28 protein-coding genes are annotated in these 26,308 nt (G+C 36.1%); 23 read left to right on the plus strand and 5 right to left on the minus strand.

The genetic code is table 11. From position 1 onward, the window contains the following. Nucleotides 1-66 precede the first annotated feature (66 nt). The 17 genes from yqfC (at nucleotide 67) to Q3V31_RS14920 (ending at nucleotide 16,621) form a co-directional block, all read left to right on the plus strand. Complete coding sequence (yqfC, locus tag Q3V31_RS14840) at nucleotides 67-360, plus strand: sporulation protein YqfC (RefSeq protein ID WP_329765569.1); 294 nt, start codon at nucleotides 67-69, stop codon at nucleotides 358-360. A gap of 278 nt (nucleotides 361-638) precedes the next feature. Beyond that, nucleotides 639-1,838: a sporulation protein YqfD gene (gene yqfD / locus Q3V31_RS14845; protein WP_329765570.1), complete on the plus strand. Its 1,200-nt coding sequence runs from the start codon at nucleotides 639-641 to the stop codon at nucleotides 1,836-1,838. A gap of 3 nt (nucleotides 1,839-1,841) precedes the next feature. Then, nucleotides 1,842-2,801 carry a PhoH family protein gene (locus Q3V31_RS14850; RefSeq protein WP_000840505.1) on the plus strand — a complete coding sequence of 320 codons (960 nt, stop codon included), beginning with the start codon at nucleotides 1,842-1,844 and terminating at the stop codon, nucleotides 2,799-2,801. Nucleotides 2,802-2,998: 197 nt separating this feature from the next. Further along, complete coding sequence (locus Q3V31_RS14855) at nucleotides 2,999-5,143, plus strand: HD family phosphohydrolase (protein WP_000091502.1); 2,145 nt, start codon at nucleotides 2,999-3,001, stop codon at nucleotides 5,141-5,143. Continuing rightward, nucleotides 5,140-5,610: an rRNA maturation RNase YbeY gene (gene ybeY / locus Q3V31_RS14860; RefSeq protein WP_016130260.1), complete on the plus strand. Its 471-nt coding sequence runs from the start codon at nucleotides 5,140-5,142 to the stop codon at nucleotides 5,608-5,610. Before Q3V31_RS14855 ends, ybeY begins: the two co-directional genes overlap by 4 nt. After that, entirely contained in the window at nucleotides 5,607-5,960 is a 354-nt protein-coding gene (locus Q3V31_RS14865) for a diacylglycerol kinase family protein (protein ID WP_000715486.1), read from the plus strand. Before ybeY ends, Q3V31_RS14865 begins: the two co-directional genes overlap by 4 nt. A gap of 99 nt (nucleotides 5,961-6,059) precedes the next feature. Then, a complete protein-coding gene (locus Q3V31_RS14870; RefSeq protein WP_001086292.1) occupies nucleotides 6,060-6,458 on the plus strand; it encodes a cytidine deaminase in 399 nt (132 codons plus the stop codon). Next, nucleotides 6,451-7,356, plus strand: a complete 906-nt coding sequence (gene era, locus Q3V31_RS14875) for a GTPase Era (protein WP_001080239.1) — start codon at nucleotides 6,451-6,453, stop codon at nucleotides 7,354-7,356. The genes Q3V31_RS14870 and era overlap by 8 nt, the downstream gene beginning before the upstream one ends. Nucleotides 7,357-7,532: 176 nt before the next feature. Beyond that, nucleotides 7,533-7,676: a YqzL family protein gene (locus Q3V31_RS14880; RefSeq protein ID WP_000883924.1), complete on the plus strand. Its 144-nt coding sequence runs from the start codon at nucleotides 7,533-7,535 to the stop codon at nucleotides 7,674-7,676. A gap of 33 nt (nucleotides 7,677-7,709) precedes the next feature. Beyond that, nucleotides 7,710-8,456, plus strand: a complete 747-nt coding sequence (gene recO / locus Q3V31_RS14885; protein WP_000487006.1) for a DNA repair protein RecO — start codon at nucleotides 7,710-7,712, stop codon at nucleotides 8,454-8,456. Nucleotides 8,457-8,562: 106 nt separating this feature from the next. Continuing rightward, nucleotides 8,563-9,195, plus strand: a complete 633-nt coding sequence (gene ccpN / locus Q3V31_RS14890) for a transcriptional regulator CcpN (RefSeq protein WP_002077328.1) — start codon at nucleotides 8,563-8,565, stop codon at nucleotides 9,193-9,195. A 29-nt stretch (nucleotides 9,196-9,224) separates the two neighbouring features. Continuing rightward, nucleotides 9,225-10,037: a pyruvate, water dikinase regulatory protein gene (locus tag Q3V31_RS14895; protein WP_000368933.1), complete on the plus strand. Its 813-nt coding sequence runs from the start codon at nucleotides 9,225-9,227 to the stop codon at nucleotides 10,035-10,037. Between the two features lie 865 nt (nucleotides 10,038-10,902). Continuing rightward, nucleotides 10,903-12,699 carry a DNA primase gene (gene dnaG / locus Q3V31_RS14900; RefSeq protein ID WP_000528227.1) on the plus strand — a complete coding sequence of 599 codons (1,797 nt, stop codon included), beginning with the start codon at nucleotides 10,903-10,905 and terminating at the stop codon, nucleotides 12,697-12,699. A 59-nt stretch (nucleotides 12,700-12,758) separates the two neighbouring features. Next, nucleotides 12,759-13,886 (plus strand): RNA polymerase sigma factor RpoD, encoded by a 1,128-nt coding sequence (gene rpoD / locus Q3V31_RS14905; RefSeq protein ID WP_000764062.1) that lies wholly within the window; start codon nucleotides 12,759-12,761, stop codon nucleotides 13,884-13,886. A gap of 385 nt (nucleotides 13,887-14,271) precedes the next feature. Beyond that, nucleotides 14,272-14,628, plus strand: coding sequence for a cytochrome c550 (cccA, locus tag Q3V31_RS14910; RefSeq protein WP_000828145.1), 357 nt, complete (start codon nucleotides 14,272-14,274; stop codon nucleotides 14,626-14,628). Nucleotides 14,629-14,795: 167 nt separating this feature from the next. Then, nucleotides 14,796-15,503 carry a tRNA (adenine(22)-N(1))-methyltransferase gene (locus Q3V31_RS14915; RefSeq protein ID WP_001006562.1) on the plus strand — a complete coding sequence of 236 codons (708 nt, stop codon included), beginning with the start codon at nucleotides 14,796-14,798 and terminating at the stop codon, nucleotides 15,501-15,503. Next, on the plus strand, nucleotides 15,500-16,621 hold the full coding sequence (locus Q3V31_RS14920; protein ID WP_329765571.1) for a Nif3-like dinuclear metal center hexameric protein: 1,122 nt from the start codon (nucleotides 15,500-15,502) through the stop codon (nucleotides 16,619-16,621). Before Q3V31_RS14915 ends, Q3V31_RS14920 begins: the two co-directional genes overlap by 4 nt. A 40-nt stretch (nucleotides 16,622-16,661) precedes the next feature. Here Q3V31_RS14920 and Q3V31_RS14925 read toward each other — a convergent pair whose 3' ends face one another. Further along, complete coding sequence (locus Q3V31_RS14925; protein ID WP_000706652.1) at nucleotides 16,662-17,612, minus strand: 4-hydroxy-3-methylbut-2-enyl diphosphate reductase; 951 nt, start codon at nucleotides 17,610-17,612, stop codon at nucleotides 16,662-16,664. A gap of 89 nt (nucleotides 17,613-17,701) precedes the next feature. Continuing rightward, entirely contained in the window at nucleotides 17,702-18,421 is a 720-nt protein-coding gene (vrrA, locus tag Q3V31_RS14930; protein ID WP_000484136.1) for a VrrA/YqfQ family protein, read from the minus strand. Nucleotides 18,422-18,602: 181 nt separating this feature from the next. Here vrrA and Q3V31_RS14935 point away from each other — a divergent pair, with 181 nt between their 5' ends. Beyond that, entirely contained in the window at nucleotides 18,603-19,913 is a 1,311-nt protein-coding gene (locus tag Q3V31_RS14935) for a DEAD/DEAH box helicase (protein WP_000175089.1), read from the plus strand. A 233-nt stretch (nucleotides 19,914-20,146) separates the two neighbouring features. Continuing rightward, a complete protein-coding gene (locus Q3V31_RS14940) occupies nucleotides 20,147-21,043 on the plus strand; it encodes a deoxyribonuclease IV (RefSeq protein WP_000912446.1) in 897 nt (298 codons plus the stop codon). Nucleotides 21,044-21,062: 19 nt separating this feature from the next. Here the strand turns inward: Q3V31_RS14940 and Q3V31_RS14945 are convergent, their stop codons facing one another. Next, entirely contained in the window at nucleotides 21,063-21,317 is a 255-nt protein-coding gene (locus Q3V31_RS14945) for a DUF2624 domain-containing protein (RefSeq protein ID WP_001048956.1), read from the minus strand. Nucleotides 21,318-21,468: 151 nt separating this feature from the next. On the opposite strand from Q3V31_RS14945, the gene Q3V31_RS14950 reads away from it, so the two are divergent. From Q3V31_RS14950 to Q3V31_RS14965, 4 genes are all read left to right on the plus strand, one after another. Next, entirely contained in the window at nucleotides 21,469-22,347 is an 879-nt protein-coding gene (locus Q3V31_RS14950; protein ID WP_000412583.1) for a YitT family protein, read from the plus strand. 180 nt (nucleotides 22,348-22,527) lie between these two features. Continuing rightward, complete coding sequence (locus tag Q3V31_RS14955; protein WP_001059657.1) at nucleotides 22,528-23,298, plus strand: metal ABC transporter ATP-binding protein; 771 nt, start codon at nucleotides 22,528-22,530, stop codon at nucleotides 23,296-23,298. Then, the gene (locus Q3V31_RS14960) at nucleotides 23,298-24,131 is read left to right on the plus strand and encodes a metal ABC transporter permease (protein WP_000613830.1); all 834 of its coding nucleotides are present in this window, start codon (nucleotides 23,298-23,300) and stop codon (nucleotides 24,129-24,131) included. Before Q3V31_RS14955 ends, Q3V31_RS14960 begins: the two co-directional genes overlap by 1 nt. A gap of 13 nt (nucleotides 24,132-24,144) precedes the next feature. Then, the gene (locus tag Q3V31_RS14965; protein WP_001054514.1) at nucleotides 24,145-24,558 is read left to right on the plus strand and encodes a Fur family transcriptional regulator; all 414 of its coding nucleotides are present in this window, start codon (nucleotides 24,145-24,147) and stop codon (nucleotides 24,556-24,558) included. Nucleotides 24,559-24,637: 79 nt separating this feature from the next. Here the strand turns inward: Q3V31_RS14965 and ispG are convergent, their stop codons facing one another. After that, entirely contained in the window at nucleotides 24,638-25,753 is a 1,116-nt protein-coding gene (ispG, locus tag Q3V31_RS14970) for a flavodoxin-dependent (E)-4-hydroxy-3-methylbut-2-enyl-diphosphate synthase (RefSeq protein WP_131934101.1), read from the minus strand. A gap of 165 nt (nucleotides 25,754-25,918) precedes the next feature. Continuing rightward, nucleotides 25,919-26,284, minus strand: a complete 366-nt coding sequence (locus Q3V31_RS14975; protein WP_329765572.1) for a hypothetical protein — start codon at nucleotides 26,282-26,284, stop codon at nucleotides 25,919-25,921. Nucleotides 26,285-26,308 lie beyond the last annotated feature (24 nt).

Below are 26,308 nucleotides of genomic sequence, written 5' to 3' on the forward strand. Positions count from 1 at the left end.
TTCAGTTTGGACGTGATATTACAAGCTCTTTTTTCATACATATGGGATGAGAGGGGGTCTTTTGAGATGAAAAAAATAGAACAAATGAAGAATTGGTTGACGAAGCAAATAGACCTGCCAGTGGATGTGCTAATGGATCTACCTCGGATTACGCTTGTTGGGCAAGTGCATATCTATATAGAAAATCATCGAGGCTTATTAGTATTTTCAGATAAAGAAGTAAGGTTGTTATTAAAACAAGGTCAACTATTAATTAAGGGGCAATCCTTTGTTATTAAAACAATCCTCCCGGAAGAACTTTTGCTTGAAGGGATTATCGAACAAGTGATGTTTTTAGAAAATGAAAAGAAAGAGGAGTGAGGGAAACTTCCGTTTGTGAAGTTTTTCTTCTTTATTTTAGTGATCTGACCTTAGTATTCACTTTATCCCGCATTCACTGCGCGTGAAAGCTCGATGGGTGTGCGTTAATAATCAGTGGGTATGGACAAAACCTCCACTTATTAAACTTTCATCTTATGCATATGCCCGATTAGTGAGGAGAAAAACCTCACCGATTAAAGCTTCGATTAGTACGAGCTATTTGATGCTTAAAGTGAAAAGTGTTGTATCTACTTTTAGAAAGGTAGTGAAGGTAGTCGATGAAAAATAAATGGTTTATAAAATGGCTTGGGTATGTAAAAGTGCGAATTGAAGGTAGAGGAGCGGAACGCTTCGTTAACGAATGTGTACGTAGGAAATTATTAGTTTGGGATGTAAAGAAGATAGCGGATGAAACGTTAGTTTTTTGCATGTTATTACGAGATGTGAAAAAGATAAAACCAATTTATAGAAAGAATGAATGTAAATTATATTTTATTGGACGTTACGGTTTTCCATTTTGGAATAAGCGTTTAATTAAGAATAGTGGATTTTTAATTGGGTTTTTAATATTTTTTTTCGGAATGATTGCATTATCAAATATGGTTTGGAAAATTGAAATTACAGGAGCAAAACCTGAAACGGAATATATATTGATGAAAGAATTGGACAAAATGGGTATTAAAAAAGGGAAATTACAGTTTCGAATGCCTAGTGTAGAAGATGTTCAGCGGCATTTAACGGACAATATTAATGCGATTACTTGGGCGGGGTTAGAAATAAGAGGGACAACATATCATTTTAAGATTGTTGAAAAAAATGAACCGAAAAAAGAAAGTGAACAACAGCCACAAAACTTAGTAGCAAAAAAAGAAGGGATTATTACAAAAACATTTGTGGAAGTTGGGAAGCCTGTTGTTATGAAAAATGACCATGTAGAAAAGGGGCAACTTCTCGTCTCGGGGATGTATGGTAATGAGGAGGATCCGACAATTGTTTCGGCTAAAGGGATTGTATATGGAGAAACGTGGTACAAATCTGAGGTGGATGTTCCGTTAAAGACGCAATTTCAAGTGTATACTGGTAATTCATACAATGAATATTTTCTTAAATTTGGGAGTGCTAAAATAAAAATATGGGGATTTCAACAGGATGAGTATAAACGCTCTCGTACTGAAAGTGTAAAACATGATGTGAAATTATTTGGATTCACATTACCAGTTGCATATGAAAAAGATATTGTACGAGAAGAGGAAGAAGCGAACCGAGAATATACCGAAAAACAAGCAATGAAAGTAGCGAAAGAGATGGCAGAAAAAGAACTGAAGAAAAAATTGGATGAACATGCTATGATTGTAAGTGATAAGATTTTGAGTAAAGAGATTGAGGCGGATCACTTAAAGGTCACGTTACATTACACAGTGATTGAAAATATTGCAGAGCCGCAACCAATATCTGAATCCGATATTCAAGGAGACTGAGTGATGGCAGAACAATTAGTAGAAATGAACCAACAATTGGAAAATCCCAACGAGGCAATCGCTCTATTTGGGGTAAATGATGCTCATTTAAAAGTAATTGAACGAGAACTTAGTGTATCGATTATAACTAGAGGAGAGTCTGTTCGTGTATCTGGGGCAGATGAAGCTGTAGTGCTCGTAGAAAAAATCTTACAACAGCTACTTGTTGTTATCCGTAAAGGTGTATCAATTTCGGAAAGAGATGTTGCGTATGCCATTCAGCTTGGGAAACAAGGGAAAATTGCTCAATTCGAAGAGTTATATGAAGAGGAAATTTTTAAAACAGCAAAAGGTAAATCCATTCGTGTGAAAACGATGGGACAAAGAAGATATATTCATGCAATGAAAAAGAATGATGTTGTATTTGGGATAGGACCTGCTGGGACAGGGAAGACATATTTAGCTGTAGTAATGGCTGTGAGAGCTTTAAAGCAAGGGTATGTGAAGAAAATTATTTTAACAAGACCTGCTGTAGAGGCTGGAGAGAGTTTAGGCTTTTTACCAGGTGATTTGAAAGAAAAAGTAGATCCGTATTTACGTCCGTTGTATGATGCGTTGCACGATATTCTTGGGCAAGAATACACACAGCGTATGATGGAACGTGGTGTAATTGAAATTGCACCTCTTGCTTATATGAGAGGACGTACTCTTGATGATTCATTTGTTATATTAGATGAGGCACAGAATACAACTGGTGCTCAAATAAAAATGTTTTTAACACGATTAGGTTTTAGTTCTAAAATGGTTATTACGGGAGATCCCTCACAGGTAGATTTGCCAAAAGGGGTAAAATCAGGTCTTTCTATTGCTGCTAATATTTTATCTGGTGTATCAGGTCTTTCGTTCATAACACTGGAACAAACAGACGTTGTGAGACACCCATTAGTGCAACGTATTATTGAGGCATATGATAAAATGGAATGATCCTATTTGTCAGGGTCATTTCTTTTTGTATGATAAGGTTGGCGAATGACATATTTTTTACTATCATTAAAGACGAGGGAAATAAACTATAGGTGACGGTCTATAAAAATATGGTCTTAAAAAGTATCGTTGCCTAGAAGAAATGAAAGCTATAAATAGTTTCACTTTATTTCTGGAGAGGAGAAGGTATTGAAATCATGTCAAGATCTCAAGAAATTTTTAAGTGGTTTCGTAATATACAACATTCGAAAAAACTAAGTTGGGTTTCTTACGTATTATTAGGAGCAGTACTGTTTTTTGCACTTATGAATAATGTAAAGCCAGAGCAATTAGATGTTAAAGAGCTCGAAATTGCTAAAAAAACAATTCACTCTCCTATTAAAATTGAAGATAAAGCCGCAACGGCGAAAAAGAAAAACGAAGCCGCTCAAAAGGTTGAGGATAAATATACATATAAAAGCGAATATAAGCAAAATAAAGTGGATATTGTAACTTCCGTCTTTGATGCGGTAAGTGAAGTAGAGGCAGAGGCTAAATCGACTGGCCCAGACGAGTATAGAAAAATTTCTGATGTGGACAAATTGGACAAGTTAAAGAAGAAATTACCAACAGATTTAGCGAAAAGCTTAACAGATTCGATTTTGTTGAAATTTATTAATGCTGATTCAAGTCAATTGTCATTGGCAAAGGATGCGGCTGTAACAGCAGTTAATAAAATTATGAGGGAACACATCAAGATGGATCAAGAAGAAGCTGCAAGAGAACAATTCGTTACTGAAATGAGTAGCGTAAGTATAAGCAGTGATTTAAAAGATGCGGTGAATACACTAGGGAAGTATGCGGTTACAGCGAACTATTTTTATGATTCAGCTGCGACGAAAGATAGTAAAAAAATAGCGGAAGATTCAGTTGCATCAGTTTTTATCCTTCAAGGGCAAGTTCTTGTGAAAGAAGGCGATACGATTTCACGAGAAGCATATGAGCAGTTGAAATTAGCAGGATTGTTAGAGAAGGGCAATACCTTCCAACCTTATGTTGGTCTAGCGGTACTCATTTGTGTGTTATTGTACTTTATGCATAAGCAGTTTGAAGTGTTTTTACAGCGGAAAAGAGAAGATAGGCCGTATGTCTTAGCTTATATTACAATTTTGTCTATCACGATTGTTTTAATGAAAATCATTAGTTTGTTTCAAAAGCTTGAATATGCAGGAATCGCGTATGTTGTTCCAGTTGCGATGGGAACAATACTTGTAAAATTAATGATTGGTGATCGATTTGTATTTTTAACGAGTATGATCTTTTCTGTATGCGGAAGTATTATGTTTAATGAAGGTGTAACGAGTACACTGAATTATAGTGTGGGGATTTATGTTTTATTAAGTTCATTATCAGTTAGTATTTTCTTGAGAGAAAAAAATCGTCGTACGATGATTTTACAAGCTGGTATACTCGTTTCTGTATTAAATGTAGTCGTATTAGCGGCTTTGCTATTATTACGTAACGGGAATTTTTCACCTCTTGAAATTGGGGTGCAATTATTAATGGCTGCTGTTTCGGGTATTATCTCTTCTGTTCTAGCTATGGGGATTTTACCGTATTTAGAAAGTGGTCTTGGGATTGTATCAAGTATGAAATTGATGGAACTTTCAAGTCCGAATCACCCGCTTTTACGCAAAATTTTATTAGAAGCACCAGGTACCTATCACCATAGTGTAATGGTAGCTAATCTCTCAGAAGCTGCTTGTGAAGCAGTTGGAGCAAATGGAGTATTAGCGCGTGTAGGGGCGTATTATCATGATGTAGGGAAAACTGTACAACCACAGTTTTTTATTGAAAACCAAATGGGTATTGAAAACCCGCATGATAGATTAGACCCTGTAACGAGCAAAGATATTATAATTGCTCATGTAACCGATGGGGTGAGAATGTTAGAAGAACACCATATACCTCAAGAAATTATCGATATTGCTGGACAGCATCATGGTACAACGCTACTTAAATATTTTTATTATAATGCGATTAAAGAAGATAAAGAGAAATATACGGAGGAAATGTTCCGCTATCCAGGATCAAAAGCAACTTCTAAAGAGTCGGCGATCGTTGGTATTGCTGATAGTGTGGAAGCGGCGGTACGTTCGATGAACCATCCAACACCAGATCAGATTAATAATTTAGTGCAAAGTATTATTAAAGATCGCCTGCAAGATGGTCAATTTAGTGAATGTGATTTGACATTTAAGGAACTACAAATCGTTGGAAAAACGTTATGTGAAACGTTAAATGGTATTTTCCATTCCCGTATTACATATCCGGAACCGCCGGAAGAAAAGGAGAAAGAATGAGTTTATTAATTGATTTTATTGATGAAACAGAAGAAGTGAAAGACGAATATATAAGTTTGATTCGAGGTTTAGTAGAGAAAGCAGCCCAAATGGAGGACATAGAAGAAGGCGCAGAATTATCGGTTACATTTGTAGATAATGAACGTATTCGTGAAATAAACCGTGATTACCGAGATAAGGATCAGCCTACGGATGTTATTTCTTTTGCTATGGAAGAAATGGGAGAAGGAGAAATGGAAATTATCGGTGCGGAGATGCCACGTATGTTAGGGGATCTTATTATTTCTATTCCAAGAGCGAAAGAGCAAGCTGAGGAATATGGACACTCTTTTGATCGTGAACTTGGGTTTTTAGCGTTACATGGCTTTTTACATTTGCTTGGTTATGATCACATGACAGAAGAAGATGAAAAAGAAATGTTTGGAAGACAAAAAGAAATTTTAGAGGCATTTGGATTAGGGCGATGAAAAAAGGAAAACTTATAAATAGTTTTGGATATGCTATAGCTGGTATATACTTTTGTCTTCGTCATGAACGAAATATGAAAATTCATTATTTAGCCGCAGTCATTGTCATATGCTGCGGCTTTTATTTCCATATTACAAAAATAGAATGGATTGTATTACTTATTGTGATTGGAATTGTAATGAGTTTGGAGATGGTGAATACGGCTATTGAAAAAACAGTAGATTTAGCAACCACCGATATTCATCCGTTTGCGAAAAACGCAAAGGATGTTGCAGCGGGATCAGTTTTATTATTTACGATTATAGCTGTTGTAATTGGTGCTATTATCTTCTTACCGTATATGGTATAGTTGCATTCCAAAGCTTTTATTAAGCTTTGGGAGCGCCGTGAGGGCCTTTAATAGAAGAATGTATCTATTCACAGCTGTGAACGGAAAGGATGCGGGAATATGAATAGCAAACAATTAATTCAAGAAGCAATCGAAGCGCGTAAACAAGCGTACGTACCATATTCTAAATTTCAAGTAGGTGCAGCTTTACTAACTCAGGATGGAAAAATATATCGTGGATGTAATGTTGAAAATGCATCATATGGTTTATGTAACTGTGCAGAAAGAACAGCTTTATTTAAGGCGATTTCTGAAGGTGATAAAGGGTTTGTAGCTATTGCAGTTGTAGCGGATACAAAGCGTCCGGTACCTCCTTGTGGAGCATGCCGACAAGTTATGATAGAATTATGTAAACAGGATACGAAAGTATACCTATCAAATTTACATGGTGACGTTCAAGAGACTACAGTTGGAGAATTGTTACCAGGAGCATTTTTAGCGGAGGATTTACATGAATAGAAAAGGTTATAAATCAGGTTTTGTCTCTATTATTGGCAGACCGAATGTTGGAAAATCTACATTTTTAAATCGTATTATCGGCCAAAAAATTGCCATTATGAGTGACAAGCCACAAACAACTCGTAATAAAATTCAAGGCGTATATACAGAAAATGATTCACAAGTAATTTTCATTGATACACCAGGAATACATAAACCTAAACATAAACTAGGCGATTTCATGGTGAAGATGGCTCAAACGACATTAAAAGAAGTTGATATTGTTCTGTTTATGGTCAATGCAGTTGAAGGATTTGGTCGTGGTGAGGAATTCATTATTGAGAAATTAAAAGAAACGAAACAACCAGTATTTTTGGTAATTAATAAAATTGACCAACTTCATCCAGAGCAATTATTAGAGTTAATTGATCAATACCGTAAACTATATGAGTTTGCAGAGATTGTACCAATTTCTGCATTAGACGGTAATAATGTGGACGCTTTAATTGGAACAATTAAAAAGTATTTACCAGAAGGACCGCAATACTACCCAGATAATCAAGTAACGGATCATCCAGAGCGATTTATTATTTCAGAACTTATTCGTGAAAAAGTATTACATTTAACACGTGAAGAAGTGCCGCACTCTGTAGCGGTTGTTATTGATGCGATTCAAAAACGTGAGGGTGGAGCGGTTTATATAAACGCAACGATTGTTGTTGAACGTGCATCACAAAAAGGAATTATTATAGGTAAGCAAGGGAAGATGTTAAAAGAAGTCGGTAAGCGAGCTCGTTTTGACATTGAAGCACTACTTGGTTCTAAAGTATTTTTAGAAGTATGGGTAAAAGTGCAAAAGGATTGGCGTAATAAGATGTCGCAGCTTCGTGACCTTGGTTTCCGTGAAGACGAGTATTAATATGGAGTAAAGTTGTAATCAGTGGATGGTTCATTCATCCACTGATTATTGGTTTTTATGAACCTTGATAAATTAGGAAAAATTTTTCTCACATGAAAATGAACAAAATGGGTCAATTTAATAACAACAAAGGAAATTGGTTTATAGGCTACGCTTATTGAGAAAGGTGGATTCTTATGCTAGATTTTACCTGGAAGTTTTTCTCCAAAACAGGAAGCATTGAAACGTATTTGCTTTTGAAAGAAATGGAAAAAGACGTAAACGATGAGATGGATCAACATGAAGAGGAGTTAGCTCATTTAGACTCTCCAATTTCTTGACCCGTTTTGTTCAAACCTTGGATGGTGACGAACATGTTTCAAAAAGTTGAGGGCATTGTTATCCGTACGACAGATTACGGAGAAACGAACAAGATTGTTACAATATTCTCACGGGAATTTGGTAAGGTAAGTGCAATGGCAAGAGGGGCGAAAAAACCGAAGAGTCGGTTAGCAGCTGTTTCGCAACTTATGACACATGGTCATTTTCTTATTCAAATAGGATCTGGACTTGGAACTTTGCAACAAGGCGAGATTATTTCATCTATGAAAGAAATTCGTGAGGATATATTTTTAACTGCTTATGCATCATTTATTATTGAATTAACTGATAAAGCAACAGAAGATAAGAAGAATAATCCGTATTTATTTGAAATGTTATATCAAACGTTGCATTATATGTGTGAGGGTGTTGACCCTGAAGTATTATCATTAATTTATCAAACGAAAATGCTTCCGGTATTAGGGATGCGCCCGTACTTTGATACATGTGCTATTTGTCATCAAGAAACAGATTTTGTCGCCTTCTCTGTTCGGGAAGGCGGTTTTCTGTGCTCGCGTCATGCAGAGCAAGATCAGTATCGTATTCCGGTGGGAGAGGCTGTTCATAAATTATTACGTCTCTTTTTTCACTTCGATCTACACCGGCTCGGTAATGTATCGGTGAAGGACAGTACAAAAAAACAAATGCGCACAGTATTGAATACATATTATGATGAATATTGTGGGATTTATTTGAAATCAAGGCGTTTCTTAGAACAACTTGATAAATTTCAAATATAATTAGGGCCGTATACGGTCCTTTTTACATACTTTCTTTTTCGAATAGCATATTTAGTATATAATATTTAAGAGATAGTATAACTTTTTTCGTTGTGCATTAAAGGTGGTGATTATCATAGAGCTGAATAAACGGCAAGAACATATCATTCAGATTGTAAAAGATCACGGTCCTATTACAGGGGAGTCAATTGCTGCGCAATTGGGTTTAACACGTGCAACGCTAAGACCAGACTTAGCAATTTTAACGATGGCTGGTTATTTAGAAGCGCGTCCACGCGTAGGTTATTTTTATACGGGTAAAACTGGGGGACAGCTATTATCTGAAGCTGTTAAAAAAATTAAAGTGCAAGATTATCAATCTAGACCTGCTGTAATTGATAAAAATGTATCAGTATACGATGCAATCTGTACTATGTTTCTAGAGGATGTTGGTACATTGTTTGTTGTAGATCAAGCTATTTTATTGGTTGGCGTTGTATCTCGTAAAGATTTATTAAGAGCTAGCTTAGGGAAGCAGGATTTAACCTCTCTTCCGGTTAATATTATCATGACAAGGATGCCAAACATTGCGATGTGTCGCAGGGAGGATTCTTTATATGATATTGCGATGGAATTAATAGAAAGACAGATTGATGCAATGCCAGTTGTAAAGGACACGAAACAAGGTCTAGAAGTGATTGGGCGAATTACAAAAACAAATATTACACGTGCGTTTGTAAATTTAGTAAATAACGAATAAGTGTAATTTGTTTAAAGTGAGGTAATGTAATGGATAATAAAATCGTATATGTCGTATCTGACTCTGTAGGAGAAACGGCTGATTTGGTTGTTAGAGCGGCAATGGGACAGTTCCCATTCGCTCCTGATATTAGACGTGTACCTTATGTAGAAGATACAGGGACATTAAAAGAAGTGATTTCAATTGCCAAGAGCAATAAGGCGCTTATTTGTTTTACGTTAGTAAAGCCTGATATGCGTCAATATTTATTGACAGAGGCGGCAAAAGAAGGGGTAGAGGCATACGATATTATCGGACCTCTTATCGATCAAATTGAAGAAATTACAGGGCAAGTACCAAGGTATGAGCCAGGTGTCGTTCGAAGATTAGATGAAGAGTACTTTAAAAAGATTGAAGCGATTGAATTTGCGGTTAAGTATGATGATGGTAGAGATGCACGTGGTATTTTAAAAGCCGATATCGTGTTGATTGGAATTTCACGTACATCAAAAACACCACTTTCACAATATTTAGCGCATAACAAACGCTTGAAAGTTGCCAATGTACCACTTGTACCAGAAGTGGATCCGCCTGAGGAATTATATAAAGTGGCAAAAGAGAAATGTTTCGGTTTGAAAATTACACCGGATAAGTTAAATCATATTCGAAAAGAACGATTAAAATCACTTGGATTAAGTGATGGAGCAACATATGCGAATATTAATCGTATTAAAGAAGAAATCGTTCATTTTGAGAATGTAGTGAGTAAAATAAATTGTCAAGTGATTGATGTATCAAATAAGGCGATTGAAGAAACAGCTAATATTATTGTGAATGCAGTGCAAAACCAAAAAATGTTTTAGCACATTTACCACAGGTGAATGTGCTTTTTTCGCTCGTGAGAAGTAGGACAATAACTGTCGATTTAGTAATAGAATACAGTGTAATGGTTATACTTATATTCTTCTGTTTTTTTATTATGTTGAAGGAACGATTTAGTTATCTTTAAATGTAAAATGAAAATTAAAGGGATATGTAGCGTAGTTGAAGAAAATATATTATAATAAAAAATTGTGATAAAAACCTATATTTTACGTTTAGACTTTAATTTTTCAGAATAAACTAGGGATAGGATTTGCGAAAAAGACATGTATTTACGTTAAATCGACAAAATCTAAACAAGAAAACGCACATTATGGAAGGATTCACAGAAGGGATGTAGAATACAGAAATATGCAAAACATCAGTGAGACATTAGTTGATGCAGATGCATGTCCCGTGAAGGATGAAATTGTGGGCGTTAGAACAAAAAATTATGTCGAAATTTTGTTTGTCGTATCGTAGGCTCATCGTTTAAGGAAACAGCAAGATAATTGGGTCTATGTAGATTTTAAGTAAGATGAAGTCGGTTTTTATATTTATCAACATGCAAAAGCTACAGATTTCGTGATCACATAGGATATGTGGCTTGCTAGTCTTCTTTTGAAAAAGAGTACATGTATTGTCTCCACGAAGTACATTTGTAAAAGATGAGCAAATGGATACAATTTTATATAGTAGGTATGTATTTGTGAAGTTACGCAAGAAAGGGGCTTATACAAAAGGCCCAAAATAGTTTACACAACGTGATCGACAGCACTTTCTAATAAATTTAGAAAAAATATTGTCGAATTATAAAGGAATCTTGTAATTAATATCGAATACAAACTACGACACGGAGATGGAGTTATGGGGAACAGAATTCCCGAAGAAGTTGTTGAACAGATTCGGACGTCATCCGATATTGTAGAAGTGATAGGTGAGTATGTTCAACTTAGAAAGCAGGGGCGTAACTATTTCGGCCTTTGTCCATTTCATGGTGAGAATTCCCCTTCATTCTCTGTTTCATCTGATAAGCAAATTTTTCATTGCTTCGGATGTGGAGAAGGTGGAAATGTCTTTTCTTTTCTTATGAAAATGGAAGGACTTGCTTTCACGGAGGCTGTTCAAAAGCTGGGTGAAAGAAATGGAATTGCAGTTGCAGAATATACATCAGGGCAAGGACAACAAGAAAACATATCTGATGACACTGTCATCATGCAACAGGCTCATGAACTTTTGAAGAAGTATTATCACCATTTATTAGTAAATACAGAAGAAGGAAATGAAGCACTTTCGTATTTATTAAAACGTGGTATTACAAAAGAAATGATTGAGAAGTTTGAAATTGGTTATGCATCACCAGCTTGGGATGCAGCGACAAAAATTTTGCAAAAAAGAGGTTTTTCGCTATCTAGTATGGAACAAGCCGGCCTTCTTATAAGAAGCGAGAAGGATGGTAGTCATTATGACCGATTCCGTGGAAGGGTTATGTTTCCAATTTACACTTTACAAGGTAAGGTGATAGCGTTTAGTGGAAGGGCGCTAGGAGATGATACTCCGAAATATTTAAATAGCCCTGAAACACCAATTTTTCATAAAAGTAAGTTGTTGTATAACTTCCACCAAGCAAGGCCGTTTATTAGAAAACGTGGGCAGGTTGTCCTTTTTGAAGGATATGCCGATGTACTAGCCGCGGTAAAAAGTGGTGTGGAAGAAGCTGTTGCGACAATGGGAACAGCTTTAACTGAAGAACAAGCGAAACTTCTGCGACGTAACGTTGAAACTGTTGTTCTTTGCTATGATGGTGATAAAGCAGGGCGAGAAGCGACGATGAAAGCAGGGCAGTTGTTATTGCAAGTTGGTTGCCAAGTGAAAGTCACACCCTTGCCAGATAAGCTTGATCCTGATGAATATGTGCAACAATATGGGACAACTGCTTTTGAAAATCTTGTGAAATCAAGTATAAGTTTTGTTGGTTTCAAAATAAATTATTTGCGTTTAGGGAAAAATTTGCAAGATGAGTCTGGCAAAGAAGAATATGTAAAAAGTGTTTTAAAAGAGTTATCATTGCTACAGGATGCGATGCAGGCTGAATCATATTTAAAGTCATTATCGCAAGAATTTTCGTATTCAATGGAAACACTTTTGAATCAATTGCACCAATATCGCAAAGAACAAAAGGTACAGCAAAAACAAATAAAGCAGGTTTCTAAGCCATCTCAAATTGTTCAAACGAAACCGAAGTTAACAGGTTTTGAAAGGGCAGAAAGAGAAATTATTTACCATATGTTGCAAAGTGCAGAAGTGGCTGTTCGTATGGAACCCCATATAGAAGATTTTCATACAGAAGAACATAAAGGGATTTTATATGAACTATACGCATATTATGAAAAGGGAAATGAACCTTCAGTCGGAACATTTTTAAGTTGGCTCTCTGATGAAAAGTTGAAAAATATTATCACTGATATTTCGACGGATGAATTTATTAATCCAGAATACACAGAAGAAGTGTTGCAAGGTCATTTGGAGACGCTCAAACGTCATCAGGAAAAACTTGAAAAGATGGAAATCATCTTTAAAGTAAAACAAATGGAAAAAACAGATCCTGTAGAGGCTGCTAAATATTATGTGGCATATTTACAAAATCAAAAAGCAAGGAAATAGCTTTTTTGATAAAATTTTAGTATAATGAATGTTTGTATCTCGCGTAAGGAGGGGAACAGATGGCTGACAAACCAGCTCGTTCTAAACAAATTGAAACTGAAATGACCCTTGAGCAAGTGAAAGAACAACTCACTGAGCTCGGAAAAAAACGTGGCGTTCTTACATATGAAGAGATTGCAGAACGCATGAATGGATTTGAAATTGAATCCGATCAAATGGATGAATACTATGAATATTTAGGTGAACAAGGGATTGACTTAGTTGGTGACAATGACAACGACGAAGGTCCTAATAATCGCCAAATTACAAAAACGGAAGAAGAATTTGACCTTAATGATTTAAGTGTGCCGCCAGGTGTGAAAATCAATGACCCTGTTCGTATGTACTTAAAAGAAATTGGTCGTGTAGACTTACTATCTGCTGAAGAAGAAATTCGACTTGCGACACGTATTGAAGAAGGCGATGAAGAAGCAAAACGCCGTCTTGCGGAAGCAAACTTACGTCTTGTAGTAAGTATTGCAAAGCGCTACGTGGGCCGTGGTATGCTTTTCTTAGACTTAATCCAAGAAGGAAATATGGGTCTAATTAAGGCAGTTGAAAAGTTCGACTACCGTAAAGGTTTTAAATTTAGTACGTATGCAACTTGGTGGATTCGCCAAGCTATTACACGTGCGATTGCAGACCAAGCGCGAACAATTCGTATTCCAGTTCATATGGTTGAAACAATTAATAAGTTAATCCGTGTACAACGTCAATTATTACAAGATTTAGGACGCGAACCATCACCTGAAGAGATTGGTGAAGAAATGGATCTTGCTCCAGAAAAAGTACGCGAAATTTTAAAAATTGCACAGGAGCCAGTTTCTCTTGAAACACCAATTGGTGAAGAAGATGACTCCCATTTAGGTGACTTTATTGAAGACCAAGAAGCAACATCGCCTGCGGACCATGCAGCGTATGAGTTGCTAAAAGAACAATTAGAAGATGTGTTAGATACACTAACAGATCGTGAAGAAAATGTTCTGCGTCTTCGTTTTGGTTTAGATGATGGACGAACTCGTACGCTTGAAGAAGTTGGGAAAGTATTCGGCGTAACGAGAGAACGTATTCGTCAAATTGAAGCGAAAGCACTTCGCAAATTAAGACATCCAAGCCGTAGTAAGCGTCTTAAGGATTTCTTAGAATAGGCTACTTTTAAGTTTACTTCACTTTTGTGAAGTAAACTTTTTTATTTTGTTAATTTTTGTTAAAATTTAGCTATCGGCAACGATTACAATTTCTTGTAATTTATTTTACAGAATTGTCTTTTGATTTGCAAATGCTCATTTTTCGATTTTTCGATTTATTTTGTTTATTATATACAAAATAATATGTAGAAAAGTAAAAAATATGATGAGAAACGTTAGTAATTATCGAAATAATATGCGATATAATAGTGAAAATCAATAAACTGAATTTATGGAATATTTTTAACAAATATTAGTTTACTCTTTTCTGATAGAACGTTTTCAAGTACAATAAAAATGACTGAATCATCTAACTATTTAGGGGTATAGAGGGGGGAGAAGAGATATGAAACGTAATCCGTTGATTCCGTTCGCTCTTATTGCAGCATTAGGTATTATCGTTATGTTTGTATTTTCATTTCAGGGGCTAAATAAATCTAAAGAGTTAGCTGATGCAAAAAATGGTGGGAAACCAGCGCAAACAGCATCAAAGCCAGAGGATATTGTAAAGCAAAGCTGTACGAGCTGTCACGGTGATCAGTTACAAGGAGCAGTGGGACCTAATTTACAAAAAATTGGTGGGAAACTTTCAAAAGATGAAATTAAAGAAATTCTTTCAAAAGGAAAAGGGAATATGCCGCCAAATATAGTTCCAGCTGATCAAGCGGCAAAAGTAGCTGATTGGTTATCGAAGAAAAAATAAAGTATAGAAAAACAAGCCTTTTGCTTTTGTGCAAAAGGCTTGTTTTTCTATACTTTCTAAAATACGATTAGTAATAGAGAATGGAAGTGTTGTTATGGACTTGCAACAACCACTATAAATTCATTATCATGGAGACAGACTGACAAGAGAAGGAGTAATGGAAATACATGAATGAAGTAAAGCTTTCAAAACGATTAGAAGAAGTTGTGCGGGAGATTCCAGTAGGATCCACAGTAGCTGATATTGGATCGGATCATGCGTATTTACCGTGTTATACAATTATAAATAATATTGCTACAAAAGCAGTTGCAGGAGAAGTTGTAGATGGACCATTTCGATCTGCGCAAGCAACTGTAGCTGAAAGTGGCCTGCGAGATAAGGTAGACGTTCGTAAAGGGAATGGATTAGAAGTAATTACACCAGGGGAAGTAGATGTGATTACAGTTGCTGGTATGGGTGGAGCATTAATTCGTGACATTTTAGAAAGTGGTAAAGAAAAATTAGAAGGTGTAACACGTTTAATTTTACAGCCGAACATTGCAGCACATCACATTCGTGAATGGTTTATTGAAAATGGCTGGGAGCTTATCCATGAAAAAATCGTAAAAGAAGACGGGAAAATTTACGAGATTTTAGTTGGGGAACGAGGAAATATTGCAGCACCTTACTCGGATAATAAACAAGCTGAATTGTTTATGGGTCCATTTTTAATAAAAGAAAAAAGTGAAGCTTTTGTTGAAAAGTGGGAAGGAGAATTGAAAAACTTCCAAAATATTTTAAAACAGTTAGAGCGTGCGGCAGAATCTGAAGAAACACAGGCGAAGCGTGCAGAAGTAGACGCGAAAATGAAAATGATAGGGGAGGTTTTATCATGAGTAAAATTCCGAATGGTCATGAAATTATTTCTTTATTTGAAAGTATGTATCCGAAGCATTTAGCGATGGAAGGGGATAAGATCGGCCTGCAGATTGGGGCACTTAATAAACCTGTGCAGCACGTACTAATCGCGTTAGATGTAACGGAGGAAGTTGTGGACGAGGCGATCCAATTAGGGGCGAATATCATTATAGCGCACCATCCTTTAATCTTTAGTCCATTAAAAGCGATTCATACAGATAAGGCGTACGGAAGAATTATTGAGGCGTGTATTAAAAATGATATTGCGATTTATGCAGCACATACAAATGTAGATATTGCTAAGGGCGGGGTAAATGATTTACTTGCTGATGCGTTAGGGTTACAAAATACAGAAGTATTAGTTCCTACATATGCAGAAGAAATGAAAAAAATTGTTGTATTTGTTCCGGTAACTCATGCAGAAGAAGTTCGCAAAGCTCTTGGAGATGCGGATGCAGGTCATATCGGTAATTACAGCCACTGTACGTTCGGTAGTGAAGGGGTGGGTACGTTTATCCCTCAAGAAGGTACAAACCCTTATATCGGTGAAACTGGACAGTTAGAACGTGTGGACGAGGTGCGTATCGAAACGATTATTCCAGCTTCATTACAAAGAAAAGTTATTAAATCGATGTTGGCAGCCCATCCATACGAAGAAGTGGCGTATGATGTATATCCTCTTGATAATAAAGGTGAAACATTAGGCCTTGGTAAAATAGGGTATTTACAAGAAGAAATGACGCTTGAGCAGTTCGCTTTACACGTGAAACAATCATTACATGTAAAGGGTGCGCGAGTTGTCGGGAAGTTAGATGATACAGTGCGTAAAGTAGCTGTACTTGGTGGTGACGGTAATAAATATATAAACCAAGCGAAATTTAAAGGGGTAGATGTATATGTAACAGGTGACATGTATTACCATGTTGCTCATGATGCGATGATGCTTGGTTTAAATATAGTTGATCCAGGACATAACGTTGAAAAAGTAATGAAGCAAGGTGTGCAAAAGCAATTACAAGAAAAAGTGGATGCAAAGAAATTCAATGTACACATTCATGCTTCGCAGTTACATACAGATCCGTTTACATTTGTATAAGAAAAATAAAAACCGTTGCTCATATAGGCAACGGTTTTTATTATTGTTCTTTTTTCACTTTTACACGAGGTAAGATTTTTTGAAGTGGTACTTTTCGAATTCTTTCCCACGTAGCCGGATTCATTGGGTCATATTGATCCAAGAAAGCGATAACCTCTTTTGTAATTGGTGTTGGAGTAGAAGCACCTGCTGTAACAGCTACGTTTTCTACACCTTGTAGCCACTCTAATTGAATTTCACTTACATCCGCAACACGATAAGCTTTCGTACCAGCAATTTCTTGTGATACTTGCGCTAAGCGATTCGAATTGTTACTTTTTGGATCACCAACAACGATTGTTAAATCTGCAACATCCGCTTGTTTAGCTACCGCTTCTTGGCGAACTTGAGTTGCTAAACAAATTTCCTTATGGAATTCTGCTGTTGGGAATTTTTTCTGAATGTCCTCCATTAAATGTTGAACGTCCCATTGACTCATTGTTGTTTGATTCGTAACTAAAATTTTATCCGTTGGGATTTCTAATGTTTCTAAATCATCAGCTCTTTCGATAAGATGAACGATATCAGGTGCAATACCAACCGCGCCTTCTGGTTCTGGATGGTTTTTTTTGCCGATATAAATGACATGGTATCCTTCAGCTTTTTTTGCTTCAATAAGGTCATGTGTTTTTGTAACATCTGGACAAGTTGCATCGATTGTCGTTAAACCTTTTTCTTTTGCACGTTGTTTAACTTCAGGAGAAACACCGTGAGCAGTAAAAATAACAGTACCAGAATCAATTTGATCTAAAATATCTAAGCGACTTGGTCCGTCTAACGTAATGATTCCATCTTCTTCAAAAGCGTCTGTAACATGTTTATTGTGAACAATCATACCTAAAATATAAATAGGTCTCGGTAATGATTTATCTAATGCAGCGTTACGTGCAATTACCATTGCATCGACAACACCGTAGCAATAACCACGAGGGGAAATTTTAACAATTTTCATATGAGTAATCCTCTCCTTCTAAACAAGAGATACTTTTGTGCATAGTCTTTTACATTATAAAGGAGGAGGGGATAGAAAACAAAGGATTGTTACACATATAGTTTTGGTTTTGTTGCTGATTGTTGAACGGGTTCTTTCGGAACCTCTTTTTCTATTACCGGTTCAAGCACTATTTTTTTTCGTTTTCGTTTCCTTTTTGGAGGTGGAGGAGGTGGAGTTGCTACCTCAACCTGTTCTGTTGCATCTTCAGTTTGATTTTCTTCCGTACTTTTTCCAGAGGTGAGGATTTTAACAATGCTTGGTAGACTACGCATAATGGGACCGTACTGTTCGACAACAGGGCCGACAGATTGCACGACTTGAGATACTTTTTCGATATTATTTATCATATTAGTTGGGTTCGAAATTAAATTTGAAAAAAAACTACCGATGCCACTGCTAGATGCCGCTGCAGTTGTAGCTGACGCAGCACCACGTGTATCATTTGATTCATACATTTGAGGTGGTATCATCTGCTCTGGATATTGCTGCATGTATGGTTGATATTGTTGTGTATATTGTTGTTGGTATGGTTGTTGCTGTTGATATTGGGGCGGCGGTTGTTGGTACATCATCGGTGGCCCTTCCATTTGTCGATAAGGAGGGACCATTTGCATGAAAGGTTCGGTTGGATCGTGTTTTTTAAAGAGTTTAGCAAGGAAACCTTTCTTTTTTTGAGCCATCGGTGGTAGTTGTGGAATCGGATATGGTGTGTAAGATTGTTGTCCTCGATTCGGATACATTTGTCTTATAGGGGATTTCGGAAACATGTGGGAAATCCTCCTTTCTTCAGTTAGGTATATACACATACAATATGCAATGAAAGGGAAGAAGGTTAGTTTTTGAAGTAAAAACCTAAACTAAAGATGGATTTTACTTGTAGATTTCGATATAATGTAGACTTGACTGATTTGTGCGCGCAGTAGAAATTTTAGAAAGAAGGTGTAACTTATGACACTACAAACTTTTACACAGTATGATTTTAAACCATTTTTAATAGATGCAGTTCGTGAACTACGCTTTTCAGAGCCGACAGGAATTCAACAGAAAATTTTCCCGGTTGTGAAAAAAGGTGTGAGTGTAATTGGACAATCCCAAACAGGTTCTGGGAAAACACATGCATACTTACTTCCTACATTAAACAGAATTGATGCAAGTCGTGAAGAAGTACAACTTGTTATTACAGCGCCTACTCGTGAGTTAGCACAACAAATTTACGAAGAAATCGTGAAATTAACAAAGTTCTGTGCAGAAGATCAAATGATTACAGCACGTTGTTTAATTGGTGGAACTGATAAACAACGATCAATTGAAAAGTTGAAAAAACAACCTCATATTGTAGTTGGAACACCAGGACGTATTAAAGACTTAGTAGAAGAAAAAGCGTTATTTGTTTATAAAGCAAATACTATTATTGTCGATGAAGCAGACTTAATGCTTGATATGGGATTCATTCAAGATGTAGATAAAATTGCAGGACGTATGCCTAAAAACTTACAAATGCTAGTTTTCTCTGCAACAATTCCTCAAAAATTAAAACCGTTTTTGAAGAAATATATGGAGAATCCAGAGCATATTCATATTAATCCGAAACAAGTTGCAGCAGGAAATATTGAGCATTATCTTGTGCCTTCAAGACACCGTAATAAAATTGAATTAGTGAAAAATATGCTACTTCAATTTAAACCGTACCTAGCAATTGTGTTTACAAACACAAAGAAGAAGGCTGATGAAGTAGCCGATGGATTAGCAGAACGTGGGTTAAAAGTAGGGCGTATACACGGTGATTTATCACCACGTGATCGTAAAAAAATGATGAAACAAGTTCGTGATTTAGAGTTCCAATATATTGTTGCAACAGATTTAGCAGCACGCGGTATTGATATTGAAGGAATTAGTCATGTTATTAACTATGAACTTCCATCAGATTTAGATTTCTTCGTTCACCGTGTTGGAAGAACTGCACGTGCGGGTCATTCAGGTATTGCAGTGACAATTTATGATCCAGCAAATGAAGAAGCGTTAGATAGTTTGGAAAAACAACGTCATATCGAGTTTAAGCATGTAGATTTACGCGGAGATGAGTGGGCGGATTTAGGTGACCGTCGTCGTCGTAAGAGCCGTAAAAAACCAAATGATGGACTAGATGTTATGGCAACAAAAGTTGTTAAAAAGCCGAAGAAAGTAAAACCAAACTATAAACGAAAACTTGCAACAGAACGTGATAAAGTGAAGAGAAAATATAGCAATAAAAAAAGATAAGGGATTTTCCCTTATCTTTTTTTATCCCGCTATTTGTGAGAGCATATAATCAGTAAGGATAGAAAAATATTGATTAAAGTTTTGCCTAATCCAGTTAAGTTAAATATAGAGTATAGCTTGTTTAAATAGTCATATAAATTTGCGTAGTGCCTTTTTTGAGAACAAACAATTCACTACATTTTTCTACAAATTATGCTATCATTATATCTATTGTATATTGAAGAGGTGATTGTATGTTAAAGATTGGATCTCATGTTTCAATGAGTGGTAAGAAGATGTTATTAGCAGCAAGTGAAGAGGCTGTTTCGTACGGTGCAACAACGTTCATGATTTATACAGGTGCACCGCAAAATACACGAAGAAAACCAATTGAAGAATTGAATATAGAAGCAGGAAGAAAACATATGGAACTGAACGGTATTGAAGAAATTATCGTCCATGCTCCCTATATTATTAATGTTGGGAATACGACGAAACCTGAGACGTTTCAATTAGGTGTTGACTTCCTTCGTATGGAAATTGAAAGAACGGCAGCATTAGGTGTGGCGAAACAAATTGTTCTTCACCCAGGAGCTCACGTTGGTGCAGGAGCAGATGCTGGTATTCAACAAATTATTAAAGGGCTTAATGAAGTAATAACGCCAGAACAAACGGTTAACATTGCGCTAGAAACGATGGCAGGAAAGGGAACGGAATGCGGTCGTAGCTTCGAAGAAATTGCGAAAATTATTGATGGCGTAAAATATAATGAAAAGTTATCTGTATGTTTTGATACGTGTCATACGCACGATGCAGGTTATGACATTGTAAATGATTTTGACGGTGTATTAAACGAATTTGATAAGATTGTTGGTATTGATCGTTTGCAAGTACTTCATATTAATGATAGTAAAAATGTACGCGGCGCAGGAAAGGACCGTCATGAAAATATCGGTTTTGGTCATATCGGTTATAAAGCGTTGCATCATATTGTGCATCATCCGCAGTTAATGCACGTACCAAAAATTCTTGAAACGCCGTATGTAGGTGAAGATAAAAAAGACAAGAAGCCACCATATAAATTAGAAATCGAAATGCTGAAGAATGGTACTTTTGATGAAGGGATTCTTGAAAAAATTAAAGCACAATAAGGAGGGGATTTTCCCCTCCTTATTTTAATAGTTGCTGAAATAAAGTATTTACTTGTTGGGCGGTGGCAGGAGAAGTTACCTTTGCGATTTGTTTTAAGAGATCTAGTCGCTCGTTATTATCGTAAATGTTAATATTTTTTCCTTTCATAAGTAAAACAATTTGATCAGCTTGTGCGGTTGTAATTGGAACTTCATATTCTTTGCTATATTTTAATAGCTCTTTTGTAGAAATATGGTTTAATTTTTTATTAACAATTTGTTTGATGAGGTTCATCGTGTTGTCCTCCTTCACACGTTCTACTATCGAAATATATGTGCACATAGCTTGTATATATTCTTATAGAGTTTCGTTTTTTCCATGAGAAAAAGAAGCTTATGCTATAATATAAGAACAAAACTATAGATAAAGAGTATAAGGAGGACTTATGGAAAAAAAGCAACATCGAAAAGAAAGTGTTATTCATCTTATATATCGCTTAGTTATGATTATCTTTGGAGCAGCGTGTGCGGCGGTAGCGATTGAACTATTTTTAATGCCAAATAAAATTATTGATGGTGGAATTATTGGTATTTCTCTTATATTAGATTATCTTACTCCTAATATTTGGTGGTTAAGTTTTTCTACTTTAGTTGTTATCCTTAACATTCCGTTTATGTACTCGGGTTATAAACAAATTGGAAAAACATTCATGTTATCTTCTGCGTTCGGAATCGTTGCTTTAGCATTTATTGAATCGACGTTGCACGCTGTCCCGCCATTTACAACTGAGCCGATTTTAGCGACAGTGTTTGGCGGTCTTATTTTAGGTCTTGGTGTAGGGCTCGTTATTCGTCACGGTGGATCAATGGACGGAACAGAAATTATGGGTATTTTATTAACGAAGAAATTACCTTTCTCTGTTGGCGAGTTTGTAATGTTTGTGAACTTATTTATTTTTGCGTGGGCAGCATTTGTGTTTGGCGTTGAACAGGCGATGTATTCTGTTATGACGTACTATATCGCATTTAAAACTATTGATACAGTAATTCAAGGATTAGACGAAACGAAAGCAGTTTTAATAGTGTCAGATCAATATGAAGAAGTATCAAATGCAATTTTACACCGCCTTGGCCGTGGAACAACAAAACTTGTTGCTAAAGGTGGCTATACAGATAAAGAAAAAGAAGTTATTTATGCAGTTGTAACGCGTCTTGAAGTGACGAAGTTAAAGTCGATTGTGCATGAAATTGATGAAAATGCCTTTGTTACGATTATGAGTACGCAAGAGACGAATGGCGGTAAGTTTAAATCAGCGATTCACTAAAAAATTAATTACAATATCTTTCGAAAGCAGAGAAATTTTCTCTGCTTTTTGTTATAATAGTAAGGTTTCTGGAAATAAGGAATATATTTTGGGCAGATTGGTTTACAACTATAATAAGCTGTACTATAATTCAAATAGAGATAAATCGGAATCATTCTGAATTAAAATAGGTGATGTGTAATGAATAATATATTAGAAATAGAAGGACTTACGTTTCGGTATGAAGATCGAAATGTGTTAGAAGATATTAATTTGCAAGTTCCGAAGGGAGCTTTTTTAGGTTTAGTTGGACCAAATGGTTCAGGGAAATCGACTTTACTTAAATGTTTATTGGGTGTTTTAAAGCCGAAGCAAGGAAGTATTAGATTGTTTGGCATTGATAGTAAAAAGTTTAAAGAGTGGAATAAAGTTGGTTATGTATCTCAAAAGGCAAATAGCTTTAACTCAGGTTTCCCGGCGACTGTTTTTGAAGTTGTTTCAATGGGACTTGTTTCCAAAAAAGGTCTTTTTCGCTTCTTTACGAAAGACGATAAGGCGAAAGTAGAAAAAGCGATTGCTGATGTAGGGATGAGTGAGTTCCAAGGTCGCAACATTGGAGAGCTTTCTGGTGGACAACAACAACGTGTATTTATTGCTCGTGCACTTGTAAGTGATCCGGAATTACTTATTTTGGACGAACCTACTGTTGGGATTGATGTGAAAAATGTGGAAAGCTTCTATGAGATACTAGAGGATTTAAACAAAAGGCTAGGGATCACGTTAATTCTTGTTACGCACGATATGGGTGCTGTAACAGAAAAGGTGACGCATGTTGCATGTTTAAATCAGCATCTACATTTCCATGGGAATGTAGAGAAATTCCGAGAGTTAGAAGATGCCGAAATGTCGATTTTATATGGACATCATGTTCATCGCTTAGAACATGAACATGGGCATCACGGGAGGATATAATGATACAGGATTTTTTACAATATGATTTTTTACGTAATTCTTTATACGCTGGTGTTTTAATAGGGCTTGTCGCACCACTTATCGGCGTGTTCGTTGTAATTCGTCGTATGTCGCTTATTGCGGATGCATTAAGTCATGTGACGTTGTCGGGAATTGCAGCAAGTTTATTACTTGAAAAGACAATCTTTACTGGTGGGTTTTTAAACCCTTTATATATGGGAATGTTTTTTTCAATCGGTGGAGCATTGCTAATTGAAAAATTACGTACTGTATATAAGCATTATCAAGAGTTAGCAATTCCGATTATACTTTCAGCAGGGATGGGGATTGGAGTTATCTTCATTTCACTTGCTAATGGATTCAATACGGATTTATTTAGTTATTTATTTGGTAGTGTAAGTGCTGTAACAAGTGCGGATTTAATTATTATTGGGATAGTAGCAATTGTAGTTATTATAACGATTGTTTTATTATACAAAGAGTTGTTTTTACTATCATTTGATGAGGAATACGCTGTATCAACCGGTTTGAGTGCAAAGTGGATTCACTTTATTTTCATTATATTAGTTGCTCTTGTAATTGCGGTATCAATGCGGGTTGTAGGTGTTCTTCTCGTATCATCTTTAATGACGTTACCAGTTGCAGCAAGTATTCGTATTGCAAAAGGATTTAAACAAACAATTTTCTTTTCCATTTTATTTGGTGAAATTGCAGTAATTGGTGGAATGTTTGCTTCGTATCAACTTGATCTAGCACCAGGTGGTACAATTGTTATGATAGCGGTTCTTATTTTAATCGGTGCGATTTTATGGAAGAAGAAAAAAACTGCATAAAGTAGGGATAGGTATGAATCTAACAGAAGCTTTACGCCTAATGAAGGAAAAAGGATATAAACATACGGGGAAAAGGGAAGAGATGCTAAGGTTATTCGCGGCACATAATCGTTATTTAACTGCGAAAGACGTTTTAGAACATATGAAGGATGATTATCCAGGACTTAGTTTCGATACGATTTATCGTAACTTAACGGTATTCGCTGAAATTGGAGTTTTAGAGCAAACGGAATTAAATGGTGAAAAACATTTTCGTTTTACGTGCTCTATTATGGCACATCATCATCATTTTATTTGTTTAGATTGTGGTGGTACGAAAGAAATCACTTCTTGCCCAATGGATTTTATGAATAAAGATTTTAACGGTTATGAAGTAACCGGTCATAAGTTTGAAATATATGGCCGTTGTCCAAAATGTGCAAAATAAGAACTCGTCGGTTACATAACTGACGAGCTTTTTTACGTAAAAAAGAAGGTTGCCCACAAATATTGTGGCAACCTTCTTTTTATTGTTCTTGTGTTTCTTTTTCTTTTTCTTTTTCTTTTTCTCGTTCAGCAGCCATTTCAGCGGCAATTACATCGATTTCTTTTTTCAGTTCTTCCACCATTATTTCTTCTGGTACTTTACGAACAACTTGCCCTTTACGGAATAATAAACCTTCTCCACGTGCACCGGCAATACCGATATCAGCTTCACGAGCTTCACCAGGACCGTTTACAGCGCAACCAAGTACTGCAACTTTAATTGGTACTTTTAGTGTAGAGATGTATTCTTCCACCTCGTTAGCGATGCTAATTAAATCAATTTCAATACGACCACAAGTTGGACAAGAAATAAGTGTTGCTGCATTAGATGCAAGACCGAATGACTTTAATAGTTCACGTGCAACCTTTACTTCTTCCACTGGATCAGCACTTAAAGAAATACGTAGTGTATTTCCGATACCTTTATTTAAAATTGCTCCAAGACCAGCAGCACTTTTTACAGTTCCAGCAAACAAAGTTCCTGATTCTGTAATACCTAAATGTAATGGATAATCAAAAGCACGAGCGGCTTTTTCATATGCTTCAATTGCTAAGTTAACATCAGAGGCTTTCATTGATACGATAATATCGTGGAAATCTAAGTCCTCTAAAATTTTAATATGGTGCAGTGCGCTCTCGACCATACCATCAGCAGTTGGGTATCCATATTTTTCTAAAATATGACGTTCTAATGAACCTGCATTTACGCCGATACGGATTGGAATGCCGCGCTCTTTCGCTGCGTTTACAACAGCTTCTACTTTATGGCGACGTCCAATATTACCTGGATTGATACGTACTTTATCAATGCCGCCTTCGATTGCTTTTAAAGCAAGGCGATAATCAAAATGAATATCAGCAACAAGTGGAATGTTGATTTGTTTTTTAATATCAGCAATAGCATTTGCTGCGCGCTCGTCTGGAACAGCAACACGAACGACTTGACAGCCTGCTTCTTCTAAACGTTTAATTTCAGCAACTGTAGCCTCAACATCATGTGTTTTTGTTGTTGTCATACTTTGTATAATTAATTCATTGTTACCGCCAATTGTTAAATTACCGACTTTAACTGGACGTGTTTTTGTACGATGAGTCATTTCATTCACGAATAGATCGCTCTCCTTATAAAAGAAGTTTCTTATTTTAGTCCCTTACATCAATGATAGTATGTGTGAGAAAGGGCTATAGAAACCAAAGTACTCGGTTTCACTTTTACTATTGTATCAGCGCCTTTATGTAATTGACAAGGATTAAGTGATGGCTTATTGATATAACGGGAATTTATAAGACTTTCCAACTTGGATTTTTGTAGCAGATGCATTTTTATTTAATTGTTTAAAATCATCAATTACTTTTTCAATAGAAGGAATTTTTTTCTTATTGATCGCTTCTGTAATAGAAAGGACTGTATCACCAGTTTTTACTTCAATTGCTTTATAAGCTGTATCCGTTACTTTTTCTGTTTCTTTCTCTTTATTCTGCTTTGTATCTGTATTTTCTTTTTTTATCGTTTCGGCAGCTGTTGTTTTTTTGTATGAACTTAACATCGGTAAAGTACCGATTTTAATGTCGTAATAAAATATATAACCGAGGACAAGCACGAATAAGAGTACACCTAATCTCTTCATATCCTTCACTCCTTTGCTAGGAAT

The organism is Bacillus nitratireducens (genome assembly GCF_036320425.1).
Lineage (GTDB): Bacteria > Bacillota > Bacilli > Bacillales > Bacillaceae_G > Bacillus_A > Bacillus_A nitratireducens.

What these genes read in the sequence shown, in the direction of transcription:
- Q3V31_RS14855 (WP_000091502.1), top strand. Translation starts at nt 2,999, where the DNA reads ATGTCAAGATCTCAAGAAATTTTTAAGTGGTTTCGTAATATACAACAT.
- Q3V31_RS14850 (WP_000840505.1), top strand. Translation starts at nt 1,842, where the DNA reads ATGGCAGAACAATTAGTAGAAATGAACCAACAATTGGAAAATCCCAAC.
- Q3V31_RS14870 (WP_001086292.1), top strand. Translation starts at nt 6,060, where the DNA reads ATGAATAGCAAACAATTAATTCAAGAAGCAATCGAAGCGCGTAAACAA.
- era (WP_001080239.1), top strand. Translation starts at nt 6,451, where the DNA reads ATGAATAGAAAAGGTTATAAATCAGGTTTTGTCTCTATTATTGGCAGA.
- dnaG (WP_000528227.1), top strand. Translation starts at nt 10,903, where the DNA reads ATGGGGAACAGAATTCCCGAAGAAGTTGTTGAACAGATTCGGACGTCA.
- cccA (WP_000828145.1), top strand. Translation starts at nt 14,272, where the DNA reads ATGAAACGTAATCCGTTGATTCCGTTCGCTCTTATTGCAGCATTAGGT.
- recO (WP_000487006.1), top strand. Translation starts at nt 7,710, where the DNA reads ATGTTTCAAAAAGTTGAGGGCATTGTTATCCGTACGACAGATTACGGA.
- ispG (WP_131934101.1), bottom strand. Translation starts at nt 25,753, where the DNA reads ATGACTCATCGTACAAAAACACGTCCAGTTAAAGTCGGTAATTTAACA.
- Q3V31_RS14925 (WP_000706652.1), bottom strand. Translation starts at nt 17,612, where the DNA reads ATGAAAATTGTTAAAATTTCCCCTCGTGGTTATTGCTACGGTGTTGTC.
- vrrA (WP_000484136.1), bottom strand. Translation starts at nt 18,421, where the DNA reads ATGTTTCCGAAATCCCCTATAAGACAAATGTATCCGAATCGAGGACAA.
- Q3V31_RS14960 (WP_000613830.1), top strand. Translation starts at nt 23,298, where the DNA reads ATGATACAGGATTTTTTACAATATGATTTTTTACGTAATTCTTTATAC.
- yqfD (WP_329765570.1), top strand. Translation starts at nt 639, where the DNA reads ATGAAAAATAAATGGTTTATAAAATGGCTTGGGTATGTAAAAGTGCGA.
- Q3V31_RS14935 (WP_000175089.1), top strand. Translation starts at nt 18,603, where the DNA reads ATGACACTACAAACTTTTACACAGTATGATTTTAAACCATTTTTAATA.
- Q3V31_RS14945 (WP_001048956.1), bottom strand. Translation starts at nt 21,317, where the DNA reads ATGAACCTCATCAAACAAATTGTTAATAAAAAATTAAACCATATTTCT.
- Q3V31_RS14950 (WP_000412583.1), top strand. Translation starts at nt 21,469, where the DNA reads ATGGAAAAAAAGCAACATCGAAAAGAAAGTGTTATTCATCTTATATAT.
- yqfC (WP_329765569.1), top strand. Translation starts at nt 67, where the DNA reads ATGAAAAAAATAGAACAAATGAAGAATTGGTTGACGAAGCAAATAGAC.
- ybeY (WP_016130260.1), top strand. Translation starts at nt 5,140, where the DNA reads ATGAGTTTATTAATTGATTTTATTGATGAAACAGAAGAAGTGAAAGAC.
- Q3V31_RS14920 (WP_329765571.1), top strand. Translation starts at nt 15,500, where the DNA reads ATGAGTAAAATTCCGAATGGTCATGAAATTATTTCTTTATTTGAAAGT.
- Q3V31_RS14895 (WP_000368933.1), top strand. Translation starts at nt 9,225, where the DNA reads ATGGATAATAAAATCGTATATGTCGTATCTGACTCTGTAGGAGAAACG.
- Q3V31_RS14865 (WP_000715486.1), top strand. Translation starts at nt 5,607, where the DNA reads ATGAAAAAAGGAAAACTTATAAATAGTTTTGGATATGCTATAGCTGGT.
- Q3V31_RS14975 (WP_329765572.1), bottom strand. Translation starts at nt 26,284, where the DNA reads ATGAAGAGATTAGGTGTACTCTTATTCGTGCTTGTCCTCGGTTATATA.
- Q3V31_RS14880 (WP_000883924.1), top strand. Translation starts at nt 7,533, where the DNA reads ATGCTAGATTTTACCTGGAAGTTTTTCTCCAAAACAGGAAGCATTGAA.
- Q3V31_RS14940 (WP_000912446.1), top strand. Translation starts at nt 20,147, where the DNA reads ATGTTAAAGATTGGATCTCATGTTTCAATGAGTGGTAAGAAGATGTTA.
- Q3V31_RS14965 (WP_001054514.1), top strand. Translation starts at nt 24,145, where the DNA reads ATGAATCTAACAGAAGCTTTACGCCTAATGAAGGAAAAAGGATATAAA.
- Q3V31_RS14955 (WP_001059657.1), top strand. Translation starts at nt 22,528, where the DNA reads ATGAATAATATATTAGAAATAGAAGGACTTACGTTTCGGTATGAAGAT.
- Q3V31_RS14915 (WP_001006562.1), top strand. Translation starts at nt 14,796, where the DNA reads ATGAATGAAGTAAAGCTTTCAAAACGATTAGAAGAAGTTGTGCGGGAG.
- rpoD (WP_000764062.1), top strand. Translation starts at nt 12,759, where the DNA reads ATGGCTGACAAACCAGCTCGTTCTAAACAAATTGAAACTGAAATGACC.